Genomic DNA, 23,895 nt, shown 5'->3' on the forward strand with positions numbered 1-23,895 from the left:
ATGAGATACTTAAGCAGGAATACGGTATAATCCGGAACCAAAACGGAACTAAACGGAACTATAATGAAGGCAGAATCTTTAAAAATCAATGGGTTATGAGACACCCCCCCCTCCCCAGTAAAGTAAACTTAGGAAGGGAAAGGGAGAATGAACGCTTGAACACTCACAAGGATGATAAAACTATTGAATTAAAAGAGAAAACAGATGAATTTACAGTTAAAGAATGAACATATAAAAAAAGGAGATGGCAACGATTTTTATTTCATAAAGATTTTTAACTGAGGCAACAGGCCCTTGCATATTTATTTAATTTCAGTGTAATATTATCATTGTCTTGTTTGAATCTTAAAGAGAGAGGCATATAATGCCTCGGTAAGATTCAAGCCAATTGCATACTTTAAGAGGGGAAATCTTTAAGGAGGAACGATGCAAAGGATAGGGTTATTTATTGTTGTCTCTTATCTCCTTTTCATCCCGTCGCTCATATGGGCAGAATCGGGATGTCTTTTGTGCCACAGCGTCATGAAGGCAAAAATAGAGGGCAGAAAGGGATTTATCGTAGATGTTTTTGTAGATTCCCAAAGGTTTTCAGGCTCTGTGCACGGTGACATCGAATGCACGGAATGTCACCTGACTTACACCACCCTGCCTCACGATCTTTCAAAAGAACAGGTGCCTTCCGATGTATCAGGGCTTTTGCCATATACATCTCAAAAAAGTAAGTCTGACCCTGTTGCCCTTTCTGCATGTGTGAGATGCCATGCTAAGGCTTATACCGCCCTCAGGGAATCTGTTCATGGCGAAAACATATTCAAAAAGAAAAACTCAGATGGCCCACTATGTCTGGACTGCCATGGCTCTCCGCACTATATAGTGCCAGCCGAGGATAAGGAATCCCCTGTTAACCACGCAAATGTCCTTCATACATGTGGGTTCTGTCATGAGAAAAATGAGATCATAGAGAAATACAACCTATCTGCCCATGTCATAGAGAAATATAAAGAGAGTTTTCATGGGAAAAAATACATATTGGGTCATAAGAAGGTCCCCATATGCAATGATTGCCATGGCTCTCATAATATAACGAAATGGGATGCGGATGACTCCCCTGTGTCAGGCAGTGCAAAGGTAAAAACATGTGGCAGATGCCATAAAGGTGCTACCGAGAAGTTTGCATCTGCACCCTCGCATAAATACATCGGCAAAGAAAACCCTATACCATACTACGGGGAAAAACTACTCATACTCCTTGTCTTTGGGGTCTTTGGCTTTACGATATCACATGTGGTCTTAGAGGCATACTCAGAGCTAAGAGACAAGCTCCTCAGAAGAAAGGAGGAGGAACACGATGAATAAGGAAATCCCAAACGAGATAGAGAGATTTAACATAGTCTTTAGGATACAGCATGTAGTGCTGTTTACAACATTTTTGCTTCTTTCCTTTACAGGCTGGGCTCTAAAATACCCTGAGGTAGAGCATTCCACATGGCTGGTAAAAATCTGGGGAGGACCTGAGACAGCAGGAACAATCCACAGGATAGCCGGCATAACAATGCTCATCGATTTTCTATGGCATGTGTCTTACCTCGTATATCTCATTGCCACAGGAAAAATTAAGTTCAACCCTGTAACAACCATAATCCCGCTTCCAAAGGATGTGACTGATGTTGTCCATAACTTCCTTTACTTTTTTGGTCTCTCAAAGACAAAGCCACAGTTCGGAAGGTTCAGCTACATCCATAAGTTCGATTACTGGGCAGTTTTCTGGGGCATGGGGATTATCGGCATATCGGGACTTATCCTTGCATTCCCTGTTTTTGCATCGAACTTCTTTCCTTCATTTACGCTCAACTGGATATGGCCCATTATGAGAATCCTCCATAGCGATGAGGCACTTCTGGCAATCGTGTTCATACTTTTCTGGCATTTCTATAACGAGCACCTGAAGGTCGGAAAGTTCCCGATGAGCTGGACATGGATTACAGGCAGGATGTCAACAAAAGACCTCAAGCACGAGCATGAGCTTGAGTTTCAACGGCTATTCCCCGAGGTTAAAAAAGATGAAGAATAGATACAGCATTTCTTTAATGCTCCTTTTAACCTTCGTTCTTGGCATCTCGGGGTGCAAGGTCAAAACAGAAGCTCACAAAGAGCCTGCGGTTGAGGAGATGCCTCTGATTTCGAGATATAATACGATTGCACTGATACCGTGTTTTGGATGCCATGATGTAGAGGCATTCTTTGGCGCTAAAAATGCAGGCATATTTTCCCATGAACGACACTACTCTTTAGATGTCCATTGCAACCAGTGCCATGATATAAAGGGGCATGAGCATCCAAAGCTCATCTCAGGGACATGTAGCGGATGTCATTCACTGGGTGTGCTCTCATATAAGGGAGGAGATGTAGGAAAAGTATCCTTTAACCACAGCTTCCATGCAAAGGCATTTTCCTGCAATGAATGTCACCCAAAGATTTTCCCAATGAAAAAGGGGCTAAGAAGTATAAAAATGGACGATATGTATCAGGGAAAATCCTGTGGCGCATGTCATAATGGTCAGAAGGCATTCCCGCCAACGGAATGCGAAAGATGCCATAAACAAGTCTCCTAAGAAAAGCAATCCGCTAATTTAAAGCAACGGGTTTATAATAAACCCGTTGCTTCTTGTATTATCCTCGGTATAAGTCCTTCAGAAATGTCAAACAAAATTGTCTTATATACAATTTTGTATGCACCCTCCCTCAAAAAATCCTTTTTTTATCATAGTTTTAAGCTGGCATGTTTTTAGCTATAGAGATTCTTAAGGAGAGAACATCCTGAAAATTTTTCATAGGAGGTATCAGATGAAGATGGTGGTAGCTGTAATCAAGCATCACAGGCTTGATGAGGTAAGAAAGGCACTTACTGCAATTGGCATACAGGGCATGACCATAACTGATGTAAAGGGCTTTGGAAGGCAGAAGGGCCATACAGAGGTCTACAGAGGCTCGGAGTTTGAGGTCAAGTTTCTGCCAAAGGTAAAGGTAGAAGTGGCTGTGCCTGACAAGCGGTTGGAGGAAACTATCAAGGCAATACAGACATCTGCAAGAACAGGCGAGATAGGAGATGGAAAGATATTTATTATGCAGATTGATGATGTCCTCAGAATACGGACAGATGAAAGAGGAGAGGAGGCAATATGATTAAAAAGATGCTTATATCAATATGTGGTGTTTTATTCTCCTCTGCAATGGCATTTGCAGGAGAAGCATCAACCTCCGGGATTAGCGCCGGGGATACGGCATGGATACTTGCCTCTTCTGCCCTTGTGTTTTTGATGACGCCCGGCCTTGCCCTGTTCTATGGGGGGATGGTAAGGAGCAAAAATGTCTTGGGTACACTCATGCACAGCTTTATTGCAATTGCGGTCATCAGTGTCCAGTGGGTGCTTTTGGGCTACAGTCTTTCCTTTGGCCCCGATATAAATGGATTCATAGGAGGTCTTGACTGGTTTGGACTCAAGGGTGTGGGGCTTGAGCCAAACCCTGATTATGCACCTTCAATCCCCCATCTAACATTTATGATATATCAATGCATGTTTGCCATAATTACACCTGCTTTGATAAGCGGAGCATTTGCCGAGAGGAAGAAGTTCTCTGCTTATATACTCTTTATACTTCTATGGAGCACTCTCGTATACGACCCGGTTGCACACTGGGTATGGGGCACAGGAGGATGGCTAAAGAGAGCAGGAGTGCTCGATTTTGCAGGGGGCATAGTAGTGCATCTGACATCGGGCGTATCGGCACTGGTAGCCGCACTGATTGTCGGCAAAAGAAAAGGATATACGAAAGAGCCCATGGTGCCTCATAATCTCCCTATGACTGTTCTTGGGGCAGGGCTCCTTTGGTTTGGTTGGTTCGGATTTAACGCAGGTAGCGCCCTTACCTCCGGGGGGCTTAGCACAATGGCATTTGTAACGACTCACACGGCAGCCTCAGCATCTACCGTAGTTTGGGTAATCATTGAGTGGGTTCATAGAGGAAAGGCAACAATGTTTGGAGCAGCAACCGGCTCAATAGCAGGGCTTGCCACCATTACACCAGCCGCAGGATTTGTAAGCCCAATCTCGGCTTTAGCCATTGGAGCGGCAGCAGGGCTTCTGTGCTACACAGCCCTTAACATGAAGGGCAGGTTCGGCTATGACGACTCACTTGATGTATTCGGTGTTCACGGCATTAGCGGAATGACCGGCACTTTAGGAGCCGGGCTTTTAGCATCCCTCGCAGTCAATCAAGCAGGGTCAAATGGTCTGTTCTTCGGAAACCCGGGAACCTTTCTTATACAGGCAAAGGCCATTGCTACAGTTGCGGTTTACTCTATCGTTGCTACTTTCATTATCCTTAAGCTGATAGACTTGACAGTAGGTCTAAGGATCAAGGATGAGCATGAGGTCATAGGCCTGGACCTGAGCCAGCATGGCGAGAGAGGCTATACGATGACAGTTGATGGCGAAATCTGAGTATGAGATGCAAAGTGGGGAGCTTACGCTCCCCACTCTTTTTATTTTATATCTCTAAGGGCAATCTTATATTTCTTAATCCTATAGCCCAACTGCCTTTGGGTTATGCCGAGCATGCTTGCAGCTTTATGCTGAATCATGTTGTTTTCCTTAAGTGCATTTATTATCCTAACCTGCTCTATTGCCTCAATCTCGGTTTCTAAGGTAGGATGTGAATCATACAGGGCTTTACCTGCACCAATACCGTTTTTGGTGTGAAGGATGTTATACGGTAAATCGTCCTTTGAGATGACATTTGCCCCTGCCATTATGACGAGTCTTTCGATGGTGTTTGCAAGCTCCCTCACATTACCAGGCCACTTATAGGAGGAAAGGGCATCCAGTGCATCGCTTGAGAGGGCTATGTTTTTCCTGTATGTGACATTGAATTTCTTAAGGTAATAACTTACAAGGAGCGGGATGTCCTCTATCCTTTCCCTTAAAGCTGGAAGCAGTATTGGCAAGATATTAATCCTGTAGTAGAGGTCTTCCCTGAAATTTCCTTTTCTTACCTCCTCGGAGAGGTTTTTGTTTGTTGCGGTAATGACCCGCACATTGGCACTTATGGTGTGCGAGGAGCCAACCCTCTCGAATGTATGCTCCTCAAGCACCCTCAGGAGTTTTGCCTGAAGAGAGAGCGTTAGCTCTGCTATCTCATCGAGGAAAATACTACCACACCCTGCAAGCTCAAAACGGCCTATCCTCCTCGATGTAGCACCTGTGAATGCGCCCTTTTCTACACCGAAAAGCTCTGCCTCAAGAAGGCTCTCAGGCAGTGCCGCACAGTTAACAGCTACAAAATGCCCCTTTGCCCTTCTGCTTTGAAAATGAAGTGTCCTTGCAATAAGCTCTTTTCCTGTTCCTGATTCGCCAAGCAGTAAAACCGTAGCATCTGTGCTTGCTACCTTCATGACAGTCTTTAAAACCGCCTGAAACTTCTCAGACTCTCCAATGAGGTTTGGCAGACTGTATCTGTCCTTTAACTGTGTTCTGAGTGCCTCTTTCTCATCCTCTGACATTTTGAAGTTTTCCCAGAGCTTAACGAACTGGGCAATTAGAGAAGCTACAATACTTAATACCCTCAGGTCGTCATCTACATCCCCGTGCTCATCGGAATAAATCCTGTCCACGCTTATGACCCCTGAGGCTTCGCCTTTGAGCCCTATTGGGATTGAGAGGAATGATATACCTTCCTTTTTGGGCCTCGAGCCTGTCTTGTTAAGGAACCTCGGCTCTGAGCCTATGTTTGGGATAACCGCAGGCTGACCGCTTTTTATCACACTACCCACGATCCCTTCGCCAATTCTGTATTTGCCCCGTTTTATTTCCTCCACGGTAAGCCCATAGGCGGCTACGAGCTTAAGCTCCCCGGATTGTGGCTCTAAAAGAAACACACAGCCCCTCTGCATGTCGAGCATACTGCTTAGAATCCTCATTGCAGAGGTGAGGTTGTCCTTGAGGTCAAAAGATGCCGTAAGAACCCTGCTTACCTCCAGTATAGCACTAAGCTCTCTGTTTCTTTGAATTGCAGAGTTTTTGCCCAAATAATTCCCCCTTTTTCTGAACGGCAAACGGTAACCGTATGTTATACTTTATACTATACTTCAGTATTGTTTTTTGTCAAGAACCTTTGGTTTGACCAAACCATCTAAAATCCTTTAAAATCAGTCAGTATTTAGCCGGAGTGGCGGAATTGGTAGACGCAAGGGACTTAAAATCCCTCGTCCCCAAAGGGCGTGCCGGTTCAAATCCGGCCTCCGGCACTAAATACCAAGCAGAATTACTCTTTAGAATGGTCCTTGAACTTTTTAAGCCTGTAAAGGAATGTCTTATAGCTCATTCCGAGAAGCCTTGCGGCCTTTGTAGCCACCCCGCCTGCCTTTTGCATTGCCTTAGCAAGAAGTTCCTTTTCGAGGTTCTCGAAATTTATTCCTTCATGAGGAAGGTCGAAACTCAATATCTCTATTTGTCGCGAAATCCTAAGCTCGGCACTTATATCCTTTAGATTTATAGTGCCTGTGTCGTTTATAAGAACAGCCTTTTCGATAACGGACTCAAGCTGTCTTATATTGCCAGGCCAGCTATATTCGGTGAGTGCCTTAATCGTAGAAGGCTCTATCCCCTTCAGTCTTTTTCCGAATTCGAGATTGTATTTCTCGATGAAGAACTCCGAAAGAAGTGGTATATCCTCCTTCCTTTCTCTAAGGGGAGGCAATTGTATCGTAACGACCTTGAGTCTCCAGTAGAGGTCTTCTCTGAAATTCCCTTTTGAGATTTCTTTTTCGAGCTCTTTGTTTGTTGCGGTAATGATTCTTACATCAACCTTTATAGAGGTTTTTCCGCCGAGCCTTCTTATCTCTTTATCCTCAAGTGCCCTTAAAAGTTTCGACTGAGTCGTTAGAGGCAAGTCTCCTATCTCATCTAAGAAAAGCGTTCCTTTATCCGAGGCTTCAAACAAACCCCTCTTCAATGTGCTTGCTCCTGTAAATGCACCTGGCTCATACCCGAATAGCTCTGACTCAAAAAGGCTCTCAGGGATAGCCGCACAGTTAAGGGCTGTGAATGGTTTCGTCCTCCTTGGACTGTTATAGTGGATTGCCCTTGCAACAAGCTCTTTACCTGTTCCTGATTCTCCTCTGATGAGGACAGTTGCAGTGGTAGGCGAAACCCTTTTCATGATTTCTATGGCAGACTGCATCTTCTCTGACTTTCCTATGATTCCTTCTATCTTAAACCTGCCGTAGAGCTCCCTCTGAAGCTCGATATTCTCCTTAAGAAGGCTTGTTCGTTCATCCGCTCTTTTGAGGGTTAAAAGGAGTGTATCCTTTTCGAGGGGCTTTGTAAGGTAGTCAAATGCACCCTTCTTTACTGCGGTAACTGCAGATGAGATTGTGCCATGAGCAGTCATTATGATTACCGTTGGCTTAAAAGGCTCATTAGGGATAGCAGACATCAGCTCTATGCCATCCATTCCCTGCATCTTAAGGTCTGTAAGTATGATATCGGGCTGATGGCTCTTTATAATCTTTAGAGCCTCCACACCATCTCCTGCAGTCAGAGTCTCATATCCTTCGGCATCTAAAATAGTCTTCAGTATATCCCTTTGAAGAGGCTCGTCATCGACTACAAGAATGACTGACATCTTCTAAACCTCTTTTCCCACAGGCAAGGTTATCGTTATAGAGCTTCCCTTTGACTCCTGACTTTCAAAATCCACATTACCTCCGTGCTCCTCGATGATTCTCTTTGTAAGGGAAAGCCCAAGTCCAAGACCTTTATCCTTTGTGGTAAAGAAAGGCTCAAATACCCTTACGGATTTATCTTCATTTAGCCCAACTCCAGTGTCCGAGACAGTAAGGGAGAATTTACTATCAGAGAGATTGGCTGTGATTGTAAGGGTGCCTCCTTTGGGCATTGCCTGAAATGCATTAAGGAGCATGTTATAAAGGCATGTCTTTATAAATTCAGGGTCAACATAAAGCTCAGGCAGTGTCCCATAATGTCTCTTTATGTCGATATTTTCTTTCTGTGCCTTTGCAGAGACAAGCTCTAAGACAGAGTCAACGAGTTTCCCCATATCGGTCATCTGAAGATTAAGCTCTATGGGTCTTCCATACTCCAGAAAACTCTCTGCAAATCTGCTTACACGCAGGATTTCTTTTTTGATATTGCCGATTAAGGAGTCAAACCTCTCCTTTCCCTCAGGGCTTTCGGGCTTGTATTTCTCTTTGATATGGTCTATGGAGAGACTTATAAAGTTAAGTGGGTTTCTTATCTCGTGTGCAATGCTTTTCGAGAACTGTCCAATGCCAGCAAGATGCTCTGCCTTTCTCAGCCTTTCTTTAAGCTCCTGCTCTTCTTTAAGTTTCTCCACCATATAGTTAAAGCTGAGGGTAAGCTCTCCGATTTCGTCTTTTCTTTCTGTATGCAGGCTCTGGCTGAGGTCGCCCCGAGCAACAGACCGTGCAGCACTAACGACATCCTCTATGGGCTTGGTATATCTTCTTGCAAGGAAAACAGTAAGCACTATCCCGACTGCAAAGACAACCGATGCTGCAATTACCCTTCTTATAATACTTGTGCGCATGAAGACAGAGAAATCCTCTGTATTCATCGCCAGATGTATGTAGCCCAGATGATTTTCGCCTGCAATCACAGGGATTATCACATTATAGTCCTGTCCTTCTCCTGTTACAGGCTCTCCTAAGTCTGCCTTGAAGATAAGCTCCTTTTTCCGTTTTGTTATCCACTTGCCAATGTTTTTTGGATTTGTGCTCGAGATGATTTTATCGGATGTGCTTATAACCGAGATTTCCTTTACACCTTTTGGATTCAGCCGATAGATATAATTCTGAAGCCTTTTTTCATCCGTAAGCCCCTTGCTTACTGCATCCTCGATGCCTGCCCTTATTGCCTTTGAAAGCTCCGATGTCTGCCTTTGGAATTCGTTATACATGGCATTCTCCGTATGATAATAAAGAAAAACAAGTATGGCTATGAGGCTTAGGCTCAGGAAAAGCATCATTGCCACAAGCTTGCTACGAAGAGAAAGTTTAAGGAGATAGTTTTTAATCATCCGTAGTCCAATAGTATATTATACTACCAGAGCCTTCAGAGACTGCCCAGTACAGTGCCTGTGCATCCACATCGCTCAGAATCAGGTCTACTGCTACGAATGGCTTTCTCCATAGGGTATTCCATACCGTAAGAAGAGGTCTGGAGGTATACCATTTAAGGGTATGACAGATATTCATTATGCCTGAGACGAGCCCTTCTGTCTTAGGTCTTACGGATATTAATACTCCATCGGATATATGCAGGTTATATCTTAAAGGCATATCCCTGAGCTCTAATGCCTCTACCTCGAATGTATCGCTTTGTTGGGTGTCAGTGTCAGTCTGACTTTTAGGTTTTATCCTTTCCCTTTTTGGTTTAATAAATGTGCTCTTTTTAAGCACTGAAAGGGGTTTTATGGGAGGAGGGCTTCCCCAGAGCTTCATGCCCTCGACCTGCCATTCCTTAAACACTGCTCCCCTTGCCTTTAGATATATCTTTTTTTCATTCAGGTCGAAAATAAAATAAATCTCGGATTTTTTTGCCAAAACGAGTTCTGCCTTAAGAAACAGGTTTTCCTCCCTGAGCCTGATCTTCTCGTCAGAGAGGGCATTCGTGCCGATAAAGACAATAACTAAAAGGGAAATTAACCTTAGCTTCATATCTAAAAGATGAAAATCTTTGTCCCGATTGACGATATATTAAATATTACCCTTAGGTCTTCGTCTCCGACCCTGATACATCCGTGGGTTACATTCCTTCCTAAGAGCCTCGTATAGAGGGTGCCGTGTATGAAATAGCCATTTCCAAAACCCAGTGCATAATCTCCTAAAACATTTTCTTCTACCCTGTCTTTAAATCTTTTTGGTATGCCCTCGCCCTCCTCTATGAATGCCCAGTCGGGTTTTATCCAGTTAGGGTCTGTAACCTTTGACTTAACGGAATACATGCCTCTTGGTGTATCAAAGACCCATCGTCTTTTCCCTGACGGGTCTTTAAGGATATTTCCGCTTCCGCTTGAGATTACTGCCTCCCTGATGGTCTTACCGCTGTTTCTAAGGAAAAGGAGATTTCTTCCTGTGTCTATGACTATGTATATGCCTTTTGGAGAAAGTCCTTCTATACTTCCTTTAAGGGACATGTTTTCTGCCCTTAGCCTGCCCAGATGGCTTTTTTTAGTCTTTACGGCTATATCCGGGCTTTTACTGCCTTGTCCTTCAAGATAATATCCAACACCTTCCAGCACTATGAATACTGCAAACAAAATGATAAAAAATCCGAGCAGTTTCTTTTTCCGCATCTCAGAGACCTTTCATCGTAGAGGAGATAGTGTTATCGTAGTCAACCGCCCCTACTATCGTAACTGGAGTTCCAATGTCTGCGATGCCAAAGAGCTCATCCATATGTTTATTGTCAAGCGAGATACATCCAAAGGTCATACCGCTTTTGCCACCGCCATGAATCTCCACAAGACCGCCTATCCCTGCATCAGCAGGGATAAGCCCTTTCCTCTTGGCAGAAGCAAATTGTCTTTTGTCTTCTTCGTTTGGGTAGTTTATCAGCAATGCCTTATAATATTTGCTCTTAGACAGTTTTTTGATTATCTTATATTTTCCCTCAGGGGTTGCATTATCACCTGAGTAAATCTTATCCGAGAAACCGTTTCGACCTATGTTGACCTCGTAAGTTTTAAATAGAACTCCGTTTTTATAGACTATCAATTTGCGGTCAACCTTGCTTACGACAATGGCATAGATTCCCTTTGCCTTTGATTCATACACTGTCATATCCACCCATTTCTTCCATTTGGCTATATGCTCTTTATTGCTATAGCGGTTGAGTATGGGTAGAATCTTGCCCTCTGCAGTTGTTAAGTATTCTGATATGCAGGTAAGTTTTTCCTCTGCTATATGATACTGCCCTCTCTGATACAGGGCTTGAGCCTCAAGGAGAATCAGCTCTGCCTTTGTAATGTCCTGTCTCGAGAGCCTTCCTTCGTTTATAAGAGAGGTCAGTCTCCGAAGTGCCCTGATACTGGATTGAAGGATAAAGAGCTGTTCTTCTATGAAGGAGGCTTTAGAGAGCTTTTCCTCCTGAATCTTTTTGAATATCTCATTGCCCTCAACCAGTATGTTTTTAAATTGTTCCTCTACTCCTTTATAATCCCTAAACCATGCTAATCTTGCCTCTTGTATGATAATGTCGTCTTTTCCTTTTCTCAGGCTGGTTTTGTATCTGGCATAGTCCTCGGGAGCATAGACCTCTGCACCTGCTCTCCAGAGGTCGTGCTCCTGTGTTTGAGCGAGCTTCACCTCTGGAGGCAGGGCTGAACTGCTACATCCAAAAACAGACGATACTAAAAGCAAAAGAAAAACTTTTACGAAATTCCCTCTCAAGGCAGATTATCTCTTACCTACCTTCTGTAATGCCTGATTAATCTGTTCTGACACGGATTTTGCCTTTTCTGTAGCGGCGTTAGCCTTGTCAGTGGCACTTGCATAGTCCTCGGTAGCAATCAGGTTCTGCACCTCTGTAAGAGAGTCCTCGATGCCTTTAAGGTCAGCCTTAAGTGCCTCTATGTCTGCCATTGCACCTTTGCCCTTTGGTGCCTTTGCCATAAGCTTCTTTGCATCTGCCAATGCAGTTACCGCAGTTCCCTGCGCACTTGTAGCATTAGCCTTTGCCTGCTCTTTCTTTTCCGGAAGCTTTGTCTTTAGGTCTTCTGCATCAGCCTTTACCTTTACAAGCATTTCTTTTGCCTTTGCATAATTCTTAAAAACCTTTCCATCCTGTGCCTTGACCTCATCCATTGCAGTTGTCAGGGCATCGTTTAAGAGCTTTGCATCCTCAGGCGCAAACTTCTGAGCACCCTCTGCAATGACTGCATCCACTGCTGCCTTTGCATCGTTAATCTCAGTCGTAGGCTGTTTGCCACAGCCTGCAAGGAATGCCATTACAACAAGACCCAATACCAGATACTTAAACATGTGCTTCATCTAATCGTCCTCCTTTAAGTTTTTTACGACAACTATACATTTTACTACATTAACCCTTAAAGAATCACCTCCTTTTAAGTTTTCCATATAGATACAATATCCATGCCAGAGGAAAAATCAATAAAAACATGGGGGTTCCAAAAAACTCATTCCTCATTTAAGGAACATTGCCCATTTGGGACTGCTTGACGCTATATGTTAGTTTTGTTATTATCCTTTTAGGATTTTATTATGCAAACTGAAAGGGGGTGAGCAGGTGAAAATACCATTTATGAAGTATGTTACATGGTATCTCGTTGTAGCTATGTTTATAATAGGCATCGTGCCAAAGGCAAATGCAGGGTTTTCTCCCTCAGAGGTGATTGCCCTTTCACAGTTTGACAGGGCAGATGACTTTCAGAAAATCCAGAGGGTACTTGAGATGAAGATAATAGGACAGAGGCTTCATGAGTTTGGCTTTACACAGGATGATATTCAGGCACGCTTAAGCCGGCTAAGTGATGCCGAGCTTCATAAGTTTGCCCAGAAGCTTGATGACCTTAATGTTGGAGGTGATGGCCTTGGTGTTGTGATTGCCCTTTTAGTGATTGCAATACTCGTTGTAATTCTGCTTGAGCTTACAGGCCATAAGGTCGTTATGAAGAAGAAATGATGCGTTCTAAGAAACTCAACAGGGTGGGTGCTTTTAAGTGCCCACCTCTTTTATTTTTAATCTTTCTTTTCTCATGTGCCTCCTATGCTCTTTCAGGGTATGGCTCATTCCGTACCATAGAGGATGTGCCGTTTTCTCCTCAGCTTGAATACCAATGCGGGCCTGCCTCGCTTGCAGGAGTTCTGAATTTCTGGAAGGTGAATGTCTCTCCTTCTGATATTGCAAAGGAGATATACAGTGCAGGTGCAAAAGGCACACTTAATATAGATATGGTCTTTTATGCTGAGAAAAAAGGACTTAAGACAGCTCAGGAAATCCATAGCCTTGAAGGCATTAAAGATGCAATTGATTCAGGCTATCCATTGCTCGTCATGGTTGATTATGGATTCTGGGTTTATGAGCAAAACCATTTTATGGTAGTTGTAGGCTATAAAGATGATGGCATCATAGTGAATTCAGGAGAAGAAAGGCATAAATCCATACCTCTAAGGGATTTCTTTAAGTCATGGAAAAGAACTGGATTCTGGAGCCTCCTTATAAAACCATGAGAGCTCTTTATCTCATAGTTAGCCTTTTTCTGCTTTATGGCTGTGCCATGCCTGAAATAATTGTGCTTAAAGACCCTCTTAGCCCTGAGGAGCATTTAAATTTAGGTGTCTCATATGAGAAAAATGGAGAGCTTGACCTTGCCATAAAAGAGTATAAGCTTGCATTAAAGAAACTTCCGCAGGCATACCTTTATCTTGGAAATGCTTATTTCCTTAAGAACGAATTTACTGAGGCAGAAAGATATTATAAAAAGGCAATAGAGAAAGACCCAACAGGAGATGCCTTTAATAACCTTGCATGGCTTTACTATATAAGAAGGGAAAATCTTAATGAGGCAGAAGCCCTTGTCTTAAAGGCAATTGAGCTTGAGCCTTTAAAGGAAAGCATCTATAGGGATACGCTTCAAAAAATAAGGGAGGTTAAGTGTGTCCCGCCAAAGTGATAATGTCCTATATAGAATACCTTGCCTCCATATCTTTCAATAAACCTCTCATGCGTTTTTCAGGGGAGGTGATGATGAGATGGACTGATTCGTCCTTGAGCTCTTTCATTCTTCGGCTATCACCGAGGATTATTTTATGAAGGGTTTTCAATGGATTTTTCTAAAATTAAGTTTTAGAAATCTGTTACAGACGGGACACCTAAATTTTACCATTCCCTTAGGCATATGGACATTATATACCGAATCACAACTAATGCACCTTATTCCTCTTCCAGAAGGTCTATCTCTATCTATGTTAGATACTATCCACGTACCTACAGCTGCGCCTACAGTTGCGCCTACACTTTTGCCTAATAAACCACCAACCCCTGTTGCCAGCATGGTTGTAGGGAGAATGTGATATAAATATTTTTCCCATATCACCCTCCTATTCCAATTCCTCTTATTCAACCACAAAATCTTGTATATATCAAGCAAAAAGAACACTACATAGAGAGACAGGAGGGGGACACACCCTCAAGGAGAAATCAAGCAATGCTGAGTTTAAAAGCTAAAGTCTGTGTTATAATGATTTAAACGGAGGTTTTGACATGGGTACTGCTGTGAAACATTTGACCCCTCTTGAACTTATCAGGGCAATAGAGCTGCTTACTGATGCTGAAAAGGAAACGCTTGCCATACTTGCAGACAAAGAACTCTCAGAAGAGATTCTTAGAAGACGCAGAGATGCACTTGATGAGATGAAAAGCGGGCAGTTGTTAGGGGTGGATGAACTTTTCAAAAAGGACTGATGGGTGTATGAAATCAAGACCATCAAGGCTGTAAAGAAGGATATAAAATCCCTCCATCCTAAATTAAAAGACAACATTAAAAATCATCATTTTAAGAAAATAAGGGAATCACCTTTTGGCGCTCACGAACTCGGCTATGCCTTCAAAGGGCTTTGGTCTTATCATTTCAGTTTTGAAGGCACGGAATATAGAATAGTCTATGAGATTTTTGAAAAGGACAAGCTAATAGTTGTTATTATGATTGGAAAAAGGGAAAGCTTTTATGAAAAACTGAGGCGAAGACTTATATAATTCTTTAACCGATAAGGCACACTCCGAGTTCTGATGAGATATATTCAGAGCTAAGACCACATAGTTTACACCGAGCCATCAGAAAACCCTTACCCATGCCTTATCTTCAGCATAAGAAGATATATCACTAATACTAATGTGATGAGGTTTGCAACAAAGGCATCATCCATAGGTTTATTATATAGGTAGGGTTGACAGGGCAGTCTCTTTTATGCTTTACTATATTGCCTTTAAGAGTAGCACAGTGAGGCTAATAAGGCAGGTAAATGAATAAGACAATTAAAAAAACACTAACCTCCCCGAAACATCGGGGGGGTTTTTTTATGCCCTATGCCTAAGGAACTGCTCGATAAAAAAGAGATAGACCGTGCCCTCGTCAGGATAGCTCATGAGATTATAGAGAAGAACAAGGGAGTGGAGAACCTCTGTCTTGTGGGAATACAAAGAGGTGGTGTCCATCTCGCAAAAAGGCTCGCAAGAAAAATAGGAGAGATCGAAAAAACAGACATCCCTGTTGGCTCCCTCGATATTACATTTTATAGAGACGATATCTCAATCAGACAGCCTACAGTTAGTAGAACAGAGATGCCCTGCGATGTCACAGGCAAAAAGATAATACTCGTGGACGATGTCTTTTTCACAGGCAGGTCCATAAGGGCTGCAATGGATGCCATTATCGATATCGGAAGACCTGCCCTGATACAGCTTGCGGTTCTAATAGACAGGGGTCACAGGGAGCTTCCAATAAGGGCTGACTATGCAGGTAAAAACATACCCACATCTTTAAACGAAAAGGTCAGTGTCCTCCTCGAAGAGGATGGATATTCAGACAGTGTAGAGCTTACAAGGGTATCGGATGAGCCAGCTTAAGAGCAAAGACCTTCTCGGCATAAAAGAGCTTCCTTCAGAGGAAATAAAGCTCATTTTAAACACTGCCTTTGGCTTTAAAGATGTGCTAAAAAGGGATATTAAAAAGGTCCCCACCTTGAGGGGTAAAACGGTTGTGAATCTTTTCTTTGAGCCTTCAACCCGCACAAGGACATCCTTTGAGCTTGCAGGAAAGAGACTCTCCACAGATGTAATAAACTTCTCGGTCCCTACGAGTGCTGTCGTAAAAGGCGAAAGCCTGATAGACACCGCACTCACGGTTCAGGCACTGGGAGCGGACTACATAGTCATAAGGCATCCTTCATCAGGCGTTCCACATCTGCTTTCAAAGCACCTTACTGCCTCTGTTATAAACGCAGGCGATGGCATGAATGAACATCCAACACAGGCACTCCTGGACGCCTTCACGATAATGGAGAAAAAAGGAAGGGTCGAAGGACTTACAGTAGCAATAGTTGGCGACATAATGCATAGCAGGGTTGCAAAGTCAAATATATATAGTTTTAAGAATCTTGGGGCTCATGTAAGACTTATAGGGCCTCCTACTTTAATACCACCTGATATGGAGAAGCTTGGAGTCAAGGTCTTCTATGACATGGAAGAAGGACTCAGGGATGTGGATGTGGTCATGATGCTTAGAATCCAGATTGAAAGGCAGGGAAAGGGGTTTTTTCCATCCCTTAAAGAGTATTTCAAAAAGTGGGGGCTTACCTCTGAGAGGCTCACACTTACAAAAGACGATGCAATCGTTATGCACCCAGGGCCCATGAACAGGGGTGTTGAAATCGCCTCTGATGTTGCAGATGGCACAAGGTCTGTTATCTTAGAGCAGGTGACAAATGGTATTGCAGTAAGAATGGCTGTCTTATATCTTCTTCCAAGTGGGGTTACAAGCATTAAAAGCATATGAAGATACTTATTAAAAACGGGCATGTCATTGACCCCTCTGAGGGAATAGACGGGGTTTTTGACATCCTGATAGATGGCAAAAAGATAAAGGCTATAAAGCCCTCCGAAGGGGTTACAGGCTCTTCTGATAAGGTTATAGATGCCAAAGGTCTGTATGTCCTTCCCGGATTAGTTGATATGCACACCCATCTAAGAGAGCCTGGTTTTGAGCATAAGGAGACCATAAAGACAGGGACAATGGCAGGACTAAGGGGTGGTTTTACCTCTGTGTGCGTAATGCCAAACACAGAGCCTGTCAATGACAATGCAGGCATAACAGAGTTTATCTTAGAGAGAGCTATGATCGAGGGTGTATGCTCTGTGTTTCCAATAGGTGCAATTACAAAGGGACAAATTGGGCAGGAGCTTTCGGAAATGGATATGATGCGCTCTGCAGGTTGCGTTTCGTTTTCAGACGACGGAATGCCTGTTTCAAACTCCATGCTTATGAGAAGGGCACTTGAGTATGTAAAGGCATTTGATGTGCCGATAATATCTCACTCGGAAGACCTAAGCCTTTCCAATGGAGGTGTGATGAATGAGGGGCTCTTATCGCAAATCTTAGGGCTTAAAGGTATTCCAAAGGCCGCAGAAGAAACCATTATATTCAGGGACATAGCCCTTTCGGAGCTTACAGGTGGAAGGCTTCATATCGCCCATGTGTCAACCGAAGGCTCTGTAAGGATAATCAGGGATGCTAAAAATCGCGGGGTAAAAATCACCTCAGAGACCTGCCCGCATTATTTCTCTCTCACAGAAGATGCCGTAATAGGCTATAACACTAATGCAAAGGTCAACCCACCTTTAAGAACAACTAAAGACATAGAGGCAATAAAAGATGCCCTTAAGGATGGCACAATAGATGTCATTGCAACTGACCATGCACCACATGCAATGGACGAAAAGTTGAGGGAATTTGACCTTGCACCATCAGGCATCTCAGGATTAGAAACAGCTCTGCCTCTGAGCTTAAGACTCGTAGAAGAGGGCATTCTAAGCCTGAGCGAGCTCGTAGAGAAAATGGCTCTTAATCCTGCAAGAATCTTAGGCTTAAATAAAGGGACTTTAAAGCAAGGTGCTGATGCAGATATAATAATAATTGATTTAAAGAAAAACTTTAATGTTAATCCAGAACTATTTGTATCTAAAGGAAAAAATACCCCATTTAAGGGGTGGGTTTTAAGGGGTTGCCCTGTGATGACAATATGTATGGGAAAGGTGTGGGAATGGTAAAGGCTTTTCTTGTCCTTAAAGACGGTCTTGTTTTTGAGGGCAGAGGATTTGGTGCTGAGGGAGAGACCATAGGAGAGGTTGTTTTCAATACCTCTATGACAGGGTATCAGGAAATCCTTACAGACCCATCCTATAAGGGACAGATTGTTACAATGACATATACACAGATTGGAAATTATGGCATAAACATGGAAGACATAGAGTCAGAAGGAGGGACAAAGGTAGAAGGGTTTATTGTAAAGGAATACCTTCCCTTTCCAAGCAATTGGCGATCTAAAGGAAGCCTCGATGGGTATTTAAAGGAATATGGCATTGTTTGCATAGAGGGCATAGACACGAGGGCACTTACAAGACATCTAAGAACTCATGGGGCACAAATGGGCATTATATCTACCAATGATTTAAACCCGCATAGTCTTCTTGAGAAGGTAAAAGCACATCCAGGCATAGGAGGCATAGACTTAGTCAAAGAGGTAACTTCTAAGGAGGCATACACATGGAAGCAGGGTGTCTGGAGGTGGAATAAAGGCACAGCCTCGGAAGAACACGCTAAAAAGAAAGTCATTGTCTATGATTTCGGTGTGAAATTCAATATCCTCAGGAGCCTTTTTGATTCAGGGTTTGATGTCATGGTTGTCCCTGCCTCTACCCCTGCTCCTGATGTCTTAGATATGAACCCAGATGGCATTGTCTTAAGTAATGGTCCTGGGGACCCAGAGGCTGTCAAATACGCAATAGAAAACACAAAAAAACTTCTTTCAGGTGGAAAGCCAATTTTTGGTATATGCCTTGGGCATCAAATCTTAGGGCTTTCAATGGGAGGTAAAACTTATAAGCTCAAATTTGGCCATCACGGCGGAAACCATCCTGTTATGGACCTTGCCACAGGTAAGGTTGAAATCACTGCACAGAATCATAATTACTGCGTTGATGTAAATAGCCTTAAGGGTCAGGTAAGGCTTACACACAAAAACCTTTATGATGGAACAGAAGAAGGAATGGAGCATGTGGAATTGCCAATATTTTCAGTCCAGCACCACCCAGAGGCAGGACCAGGGCCAAATGACTCAACACATCTTTTTAAGAGGTTTGGGGAGATGATGGAGGGAAACAGCCAATGACCAATAAGACCTATCAGCTAAACATAAAAGACAGCATACTTACACTAAAAACCTCTTCTTTTAAGGCTGAAAGGGGAAGTGTCCTTCATACAGGCATATATAATCAGGAGCTGAGGGCAGCCCTGACTTCAGGTTTAGTGGTATTAGTCACATATCTTATTTTAAGACCTACGCCCTTGCTTGTTTATTACATACTCATGCTCATTGAGTTTATAGCCTTCTTTGTGCTTTTCATGATGTTTGTGTTTTATGAGCCTTTACTTTCTGCAACTATCGATAAAGCCAACAGCAGGATTACAGTTTCAATAAAGAAGTTTATATGCAAAGAGGCATCATATCCTTTGAGTGAGCTTAAAGACATCAGGCAGGAGCATATAGTGATAACCCCTGAAAACCCCGATGGTATAAGGGTTGTTGAAAAGATTGCCTTACAGCATGGAACAGTCATACCCGGCTTTGGAGAGGTAAAGGAATTCTATACAGTTGAGCTTTGCTTCGAGGATGGAAAAACCATCATAGTGTTTTCTTCAAAAGATAAAGCCCCTGCAGAGGCTTTAAGAAAGACCGTCATGGACTTTATAAATGCCTAAAAGGACTGACATAAAAAAGATTCTTCTTATCGGCTCAGGACCTATAGTCATAGGGCAGGCATGTGAGTTTGACTATTCAGGAACGCAGGCATGCAAGGCATTAAGGGAAGAGGGCTATAAAGTCATTCTCGTCAATTCAAATCCTGCAACCATAATGACAGACCCTGAGATGGCTGATGTTACATATATAGAGCCCCTTACCCCTGAAATCCTCGAGATGATTATAGAGAGGGAAAGACCCGATGCCCTTCTTCCAACAATGGGTGGACAGACTGCACTTAATCTCTCTGTAAGGCTTTCTGAGATGGGTATTCTTGAGAGGTTTAAGGTTGAGCTTATTGGTGCCAACCTCAAGGCAATAAAAAAGGCTGAAGACAGAGAGCTTTTCAGGGAGGCAATGAAAAACATCGGGCTTGAGGTTCCTAAAAGCATGGTTGTAAGAAACCCAGTAGAGGGGCTTTCTGCGATAGAGCATATCGGGTTTCCAGCTATACTTAGACCTGCATTTACCTTAGGTGGCACAGGCGGAGGCATTGCATATAATCATGAAGAATACAAAAGCCTTCTTGAGAGAGGACTTAAGCTCTCGCTTGCCCATCAGGTGCTTGTTGAAGAATCAGTGCTTGGCTGGAAGGAGTATGAGCTTGAGGTGATGAGGGATGGATTAGACAATGTGGTCATAATATGCTCTATAGAGAACTTTGACCCAATGGGGATTCATACAGGAGACTCTATAACGGTTGCGCCTGCACAGACACTCACTGACAAAGAATACCAGAGGATGCGAGATTCAGGTATTTCGGTCATAAGGGAAATCGGGGTCGATACAGGTGGAAGTAACATCCAGTTTGCCCTTAACCCTCTAAATGGAAGGATGGTTGTCATAGAGATGAATCCCCGTGTGTCGAGAAGCTCTGCACTGGCAAGCAAGGCAACAGGGTTTCCAATTGCAAAGATAGCCGCAAAGCTTGCAGTTGGCTTCAACCTTAATGAGCTTCCAAATGACATAACAAAAGAGACCCCTGCTTCTTTTGAGCCAACAATAGATTATGTAGTGGTAAAGGTGCCGAGATTTACATTCGAGAAATTCCCTGACACAGACCCAACACTTACAACCCAGATGAAGTCCGTTGGCGAGGCAATGGCAATAGGAAGGACATTTAAGGAGTCCCTCCAAAAGGCTCTAAGAAGCCTTGAGATAGATAGCTACGGGCTTGAGCCATTCGATTTCCCAAAGGAGGAGCTTAAGGCAAAGCTCAAAATACCGACCCCTGAAAGGCTCTGGTATATTGCACAGGCAATAAGAGATGGCATTTCCATAGATGAAATCCATCATCTGACATGGATAGACAGGTGGTTTCTTGAAAACCTTAATCAGATTATCAGCATCGAGGAAACCATAAAGGGTTATGCAAAAGGCATAAAAAAAGAGGAAAGCCTGAGCCTTGCGGCATATATCATGCCAGAGGAGCTTCTTATTCAGGCAAAGGAATACGGGTTTTCAGACAGGAGAATCGCAAAGCTCCTCGATGTGGATGAGAAAAGCATAAGGCATCTAAGAAAGGCACATGGCATTAGTCCTGTCTATAAGATGGTAGATACATGCGGAGGCGAGTTTGAGGCACTCACACCGTATATGTATTCCTCATACGAGGTGCCTTTTAAAAATATAGTCGGTAAAGAAATTTCTGTTTCAAAGGACTGTGAGTCAAACCCAACACAAAAGAGAAAGGTTGTGATTTTAGGCTCAGGGCCAAACAGAATAGGTCAGGGCATAGAGTTTGACTACTGCTGTGTTCATGCAGTCTTTGCCCTTAAGGAGCTTGGGTTTGAGACAATAATGATTAACTGTAACCCGGAGACCGTAAGCACGGATTATGACACTGCAGATAGGCTTTATTTCGAGCCCCTTACGATTGAGGATGTCTTAAATATAATCTCGGTTGAAAAGCCCGAAGGGGTGATTGTTCAGTTTGGTGGACAGACCCCGCTTAAGCTTGCAGTTCCTCTTGAAAGGGAGGGCGTAAGGATTTTAGGCACATCTCCTGATTCCATTGACAGGGCAGAGGATAGAAAACGCTTTAAAGAGTTGATTCATAAGCTCAATCTCAGACAGCCTCAAAGCGACACAGCCATGTCCACGGAACAGGCAAGAGAAGCCGCAAGGATTATAGGCTATCCTGTTATGGTAAGACCTTCTTATGTGCTTGGAGGAAGGGCAATGGAGATAGTTTATGATGAACCCTCGCTTATTGCCTATATGCACAGGGCTGTGAAGGCATCTCCACTACATCCTGTGCTCATAGACAAATACCTCGAGGATGCAGTTGAGGTGGATGTGGATGCTGTCTCAGACGGTGAGACTGTTCAGATAGGAGGTGTGATGCAGCACATAGAAGAGGCAGGCATTCATTCAGGTGACTCTGCATGCTCTTTGCCTCCTTATTCGTTGGATAAGGCAGTTGTGGATGAGATAAAAAAACAGACCCATAGCCTTGCAAAAGAGCTCAAGGTCATTGGGCTTATGAATGTGCAGTTTGCTGTCAAAGACAGGGAGATTTATATCCTTGAGGTCAATCCGAGGACATCGAGGACAGTGCCCTTTGTCAGCAAGGCAACAGGTATTCCTCTCGCAAAGCTTGCCGCAAAGGTGATGCTCGGCAGCACCCTCGAGGAATTAGGTTTTATGGAGGAAAAGGTAATAAGCCATATCGCAGTCAAAGAGGCAGTGTTTCCATTCGATAGATTCTATGGTGTGGACACTATCTTAGGTCCTGAAATGAAATCCACAGGCGAGGTTATGGGCATAGATAGACATTTTGGCATTGCATATGCAAAGGCACAGGCATCGTCCAATAACACCATACCTGTTAGTGGAAAAATCCTTTTTAGCCTCAGGGATAAGGACAAATCTCTTTCTGTGCCTCTCGTAAGAAAGCTTATCGAGCTCGGGCTTTCTGTGATTGCCACGAGGGGCACTGCAATGTTTCTAAGGGAAAACGGTATCGATGTGGAGATTGTAAACAAGGTCACTGAAGGAAGACCTCATATAGTTGACCTCATTAAAAACAATGAGCTCAGTTTTGTCGTAAATACGGTATCGGGTGCTCAGGCACAGAAGGACTCTTTCTCCATCAGGCAGTCTGCACTGGAGCGTGGAGTCCCTTACACCACAACCATAGCAGGTGCCTCTGCAGTGGTGGATGCCATAGAGATGCTCAAAAAAACGAGGCTCGACATAAAGCCCCTTCAGGAATATATAGGCTTAAAGAAGCCTTAGCTCTTCTGCAAATGCTCCGAAGGTCTCAAGCCCATCTAAATGCTCATCCGAAAGGTCATATGAGATACCCTTCCAGTATCCAATGAGCTTGTCAAAGCCTATAATGTCCTTCATTTTAGATGCGAGGGCAATGTCTTTAAGGTTTTTTTGGGAAAGGGATTTTGCGTTGTCAAGGTCTTTCTTGAATCTATCGAAAAGCTCTTTTTTTTCGTTTATTCGGTCTCTTTTAGCAATCCAGAGGGCAAAGACAAAAGGCAACCCAGTATGTCTCAACCAGAGGTTTCCTAAGTCATAGACATAAAAAATGTTATGGTCAATAGTGCAAAGACTGTATTCCTGGTTTGGTATATCTATTTTTAGCATATGAGCCCTGCTTGCGGTAACTAATGCATCATCGCCTATCGAAAGATAGGCAGTATGAGACATTAGGGCATTTCCTATTGGCACAAAGGTCGTTTTTAAAGTGACATCCATTGAGTAAAACCTCTTCATGATTATTTTAAGAAGAACAGGCGAGGTCTCTGACTGATGGGTGACAAAAACCTCTCGACCATCGAGGTCTTCTATGGGAAGCCTCGAAAAAAGCATTATGCTTTTTACATGTCCCAGACTGCTTATGGAATGCCCTTCAAGGTAGATATAATCGTCCTTTTCCCTCAGATACTCGATAGATGATGAGGGGCTTATGTCAATCTCGCCTTTTCTCAGCATCTTGTTCATGACCGATGGTATGCCTTTGATAAACCTGTAATCTCGGCAGTTACATCCCTTTTTTAGCTCATAAAAGATTGGAAAGAGATTCGTATATGGGATTTCGCCTATCAGTAGTTTTTGCTTCATCCTTTAAAATTATAACCTATATGGAGTTTTTCGATTTATAAGTGTTCAACATTCACATGGGTTACATTTTAACCTATGGACATGGGTTACACTTTTCTTACTTTGGGTCTGACCTTCCCTTTTCTTAAATCAAGAACTCCAATAGGGTGGAAGCCAAAGCGTATCTCATGGCAAGCCTC

General features: G+C 43.3%; 25 protein-coding genes and 1 tRNA gene. 18 read left to right on the plus strand and 8 right to left on the minus strand.

What is annotated here, in order from left to right; all coding sequences use genetic code 11:
• The 6 genes from HY805_10720 to HY805_10745 all read left to right on the plus strand — a co-directional run.
• On the plus strand, positions 1-227 hold a 227-nt coding region (locus HY805_10720), incomplete at its 5' end, for a hypothetical protein (protein MBI4824680.1).
• Positions 228-426: 199 nt separating this feature from the next.
• Positions 427-1,356 carry a hypothetical protein gene (locus HY805_10725; protein ID MBI4824681.1) on the plus strand — a complete coding sequence of 310 codons (930 nt, stop codon included), beginning with the start codon at positions 427-429 and terminating at the stop codon, positions 1,354-1,356.
• A complete protein-coding gene (locus HY805_10730) occupies positions 1,349-2,071 on the plus strand; it encodes a cytochrome b/b6 domain-containing protein (GenBank protein ID MBI4824682.1) in 723 nt (240 codons plus the stop codon). Before HY805_10725 ends, HY805_10730 begins: the two co-directional genes overlap by 8 nt.
• Positions 2,061-2,612, plus strand: coding sequence for a cytochrome c3 family protein (locus tag HY805_10735; protein MBI4824683.1), 552 nt, complete (start codon positions 2,061-2,063; stop codon positions 2,610-2,612). Before HY805_10730 ends, HY805_10735 begins: the two co-directional genes overlap by 11 nt.
• Before the next feature lie 232 nt (positions 2,613-2,844).
• Positions 2,845-3,183 (plus strand): P-II family nitrogen regulator, encoded by a 339-nt coding sequence (locus HY805_10740; GenBank protein MBI4824684.1) that lies wholly within the window; start codon positions 2,845-2,847, stop codon positions 3,181-3,183.
• The gene (locus HY805_10745) at positions 3,180-4,502 is read left to right on the plus strand and encodes an ammonium transporter (GenBank protein ID MBI4824685.1); all 1,323 of its coding nucleotides are present in this window, start codon (positions 3,180-3,182) and stop codon (positions 4,500-4,502) included. Before HY805_10740 ends, HY805_10745 begins: the two co-directional genes overlap by 4 nt.
• A gap of 41 nt (positions 4,503-4,543) precedes the next feature.
• Here the strand turns inward: HY805_10745 and HY805_10750 are convergent, their stop codons facing one another.
• Positions 4,544-6,085, minus strand: coding sequence for a sigma 54-interacting transcriptional regulator (locus HY805_10750; protein MBI4824686.1), 1,542 nt, complete (start codon positions 6,083-6,085; stop codon positions 4,544-4,546).
• A 134-nt stretch (positions 6,086-6,219) separates the two neighbouring features.
• Between HY805_10750 and HY805_10755 the strand changes: the two genes are divergently transcribed.
• Positions 6,220-6,304: transfer RNA gene (locus HY805_10755), tRNA-Leu, on the plus strand.
• 17 nt (positions 6,305-6,321) lie between these two features.
• Here HY805_10755 and HY805_10760 read toward each other — a convergent pair.
• The 6 genes from HY805_10760 to HY805_10785 are packed head-to-tail and all read right to left on the minus strand — an operon-like array spanning position 6,322 to position 12,091.
• On the minus strand, positions 6,322-7,683 hold the full coding sequence (locus tag HY805_10760; protein ID MBI4824687.1) for a sigma-54-dependent Fis family transcriptional regulator: 1,362 nt from the start codon (positions 7,681-7,683) through the stop codon (positions 6,322-6,324).
• 3 nt (positions 7,684-7,686) lie between these two features.
• Positions 7,687-9,117 carry a HAMP domain-containing protein gene (locus HY805_10765; GenBank protein ID MBI4824688.1) on the minus strand — a complete coding sequence of 477 codons (1,431 nt, stop codon included), beginning with the start codon at positions 9,115-9,117 and terminating at the stop codon, positions 7,687-7,689.
• On the minus strand, positions 9,110-9,757 hold the full coding sequence (locus HY805_10770; protein ID MBI4824689.1) for a hypothetical protein: 648 nt from the start codon (positions 9,755-9,757) through the stop codon (positions 9,110-9,112). The genes HY805_10765 and HY805_10770 overlap by 8 nt, the downstream gene beginning before the upstream one ends.
• A 2-nt stretch (positions 9,758-9,759) precedes the next feature.
• Complete coding sequence (locus HY805_10775) at positions 9,760-10,395, minus strand: L,D-transpeptidase (protein ID MBI4824690.1); 636 nt, start codon at positions 10,393-10,395, stop codon at positions 9,760-9,762.
• 1 nt (position 10,396) lies between these two features.
• On the minus strand, positions 10,397-11,461 hold the full coding sequence (locus HY805_10780; GenBank protein ID MBI4824691.1) for a L,D-transpeptidase: 1,065 nt from the start codon (positions 11,459-11,461) through the stop codon (positions 10,397-10,399).
• 36 nt (positions 11,462-11,497) lie between these two features.
• The gene (locus tag HY805_10785) at positions 11,498-12,091 is read right to left on the minus strand and encodes a hypothetical protein (protein ID MBI4824692.1); all 594 of its coding nucleotides are present in this window, start codon (positions 12,089-12,091) and stop codon (positions 11,498-11,500) included.
• A gap of 256 nt (positions 12,092-12,347) precedes the next feature.
• Between HY805_10785 and HY805_10790 the strand changes: the two genes are divergently transcribed.
• The 11 genes from HY805_10790 to carB all read left to right on the plus strand — a co-directional run bounded on the left by HY805_10790 (position 12,348) and on the right by carB (position 22,876).
• On the plus strand, positions 12,348-12,743 hold the full coding sequence (locus HY805_10790; protein MBI4824693.1) for a PA2779 family protein: 396 nt from the start codon (positions 12,348-12,350) through the stop codon (positions 12,741-12,743).
• Positions 12,740-13,291 carry a peptidase C39 family protein gene (locus HY805_10795; GenBank protein MBI4824694.1) on the plus strand — a complete coding sequence of 184 codons (552 nt, stop codon included), beginning with the start codon at positions 12,740-12,742 and terminating at the stop codon, positions 13,289-13,291. The genes HY805_10790 and HY805_10795 overlap by 4 nt, the downstream gene beginning before the upstream one ends.
• Positions 13,249-13,734 (plus strand): tetratricopeptide repeat protein, encoded by a 486-nt coding sequence (locus HY805_10800; protein ID MBI4824695.1) that lies wholly within the window; start codon positions 13,249-13,251, stop codon positions 13,732-13,734. Before HY805_10795 ends, HY805_10800 begins: the two co-directional genes overlap by 43 nt.
• Before the next feature lie 590 nt (positions 13,735-14,324).
• Positions 14,325-14,525, plus strand: a complete 201-nt coding sequence (locus HY805_10805; GenBank protein ID MBI4824696.1) for a hypothetical protein — start codon at positions 14,325-14,327, stop codon at positions 14,523-14,525.
• Positions 14,526-14,528: 3 nt separating this feature from the next.
• Positions 14,529-14,816 (plus strand): type II toxin-antitoxin system mRNA interferase toxin, RelE/StbE family, encoded by a 288-nt coding sequence (locus HY805_10810; GenBank protein MBI4824697.1) that lies wholly within the window; start codon positions 14,529-14,531, stop codon positions 14,814-14,816.
• A 330-nt stretch (positions 14,817-15,146) separates the two neighbouring features.
• Positions 15,147-15,686, plus strand: a complete 540-nt coding sequence (pyrR, locus tag HY805_10815; protein ID MBI4824698.1) for a bifunctional pyr operon transcriptional regulator/uracil phosphoribosyltransferase PyrR — start codon at positions 15,147-15,149, stop codon at positions 15,684-15,686.
• Entirely contained in the window at positions 15,673-16,614 is a 942-nt protein-coding gene (locus HY805_10820) for an aspartate carbamoyltransferase catalytic subunit (protein MBI4824699.1), read from the plus strand. The genes pyrR and HY805_10820 overlap by 14 nt, the downstream gene beginning before the upstream one ends.
• The gene (locus tag HY805_10825; GenBank protein MBI4824700.1) at positions 16,611-17,885 is read left to right on the plus strand and encodes a dihydroorotase; all 1,275 of its coding nucleotides are present in this window, start codon (positions 16,611-16,613) and stop codon (positions 17,883-17,885) included. Before HY805_10820 ends, HY805_10825 begins: the two co-directional genes overlap by 4 nt.
• Positions 17,879-19,006 carry a glutamine-hydrolyzing carbamoyl-phosphate synthase small subunit gene (gene carA, locus HY805_10830; GenBank protein ID MBI4824701.1) on the plus strand — a complete coding sequence of 376 codons (1,128 nt, stop codon included), beginning with the start codon at positions 17,879-17,881 and terminating at the stop codon, positions 19,004-19,006. Before HY805_10825 ends, carA begins: the two co-directional genes overlap by 7 nt.
• Positions 19,003-19,596 (plus strand): hypothetical protein, encoded by a 594-nt coding sequence (locus tag HY805_10835; GenBank protein ID MBI4824702.1) that lies wholly within the window; start codon positions 19,003-19,005, stop codon positions 19,594-19,596. Before carA ends, HY805_10835 begins: the two co-directional genes overlap by 4 nt.
• Positions 19,589-22,876 (plus strand): carbamoyl-phosphate synthase large subunit, encoded by a 3,288-nt coding sequence (gene carB, locus HY805_10840; protein ID MBI4824703.1) that lies wholly within the window; start codon positions 19,589-19,591, stop codon positions 22,874-22,876. Before HY805_10835 ends, carB begins: the two co-directional genes overlap by 8 nt.
• On the opposite strand, the gene HY805_10845 is transcribed toward carB, so the two are convergent.
• A complete protein-coding gene (locus HY805_10845) occupies positions 22,862-23,716 on the minus strand; it encodes a menaquinone biosynthesis protein (GenBank protein MBI4824704.1) in 855 nt (284 codons plus the stop codon). The genes carB and HY805_10845 overlap by 15 nt on opposite strands.
• Between the last annotated feature and the right edge of the window lie 179 nt (positions 23,717-23,895).

Source organism: Nitrospirota bacterium, assembly GCA_016207905.1.
Classification (GTDB): domain Bacteria; phylum Nitrospirota; class Thermodesulfovibrionia; order Thermodesulfovibrionales; family JdFR-86; genus JACQZC01.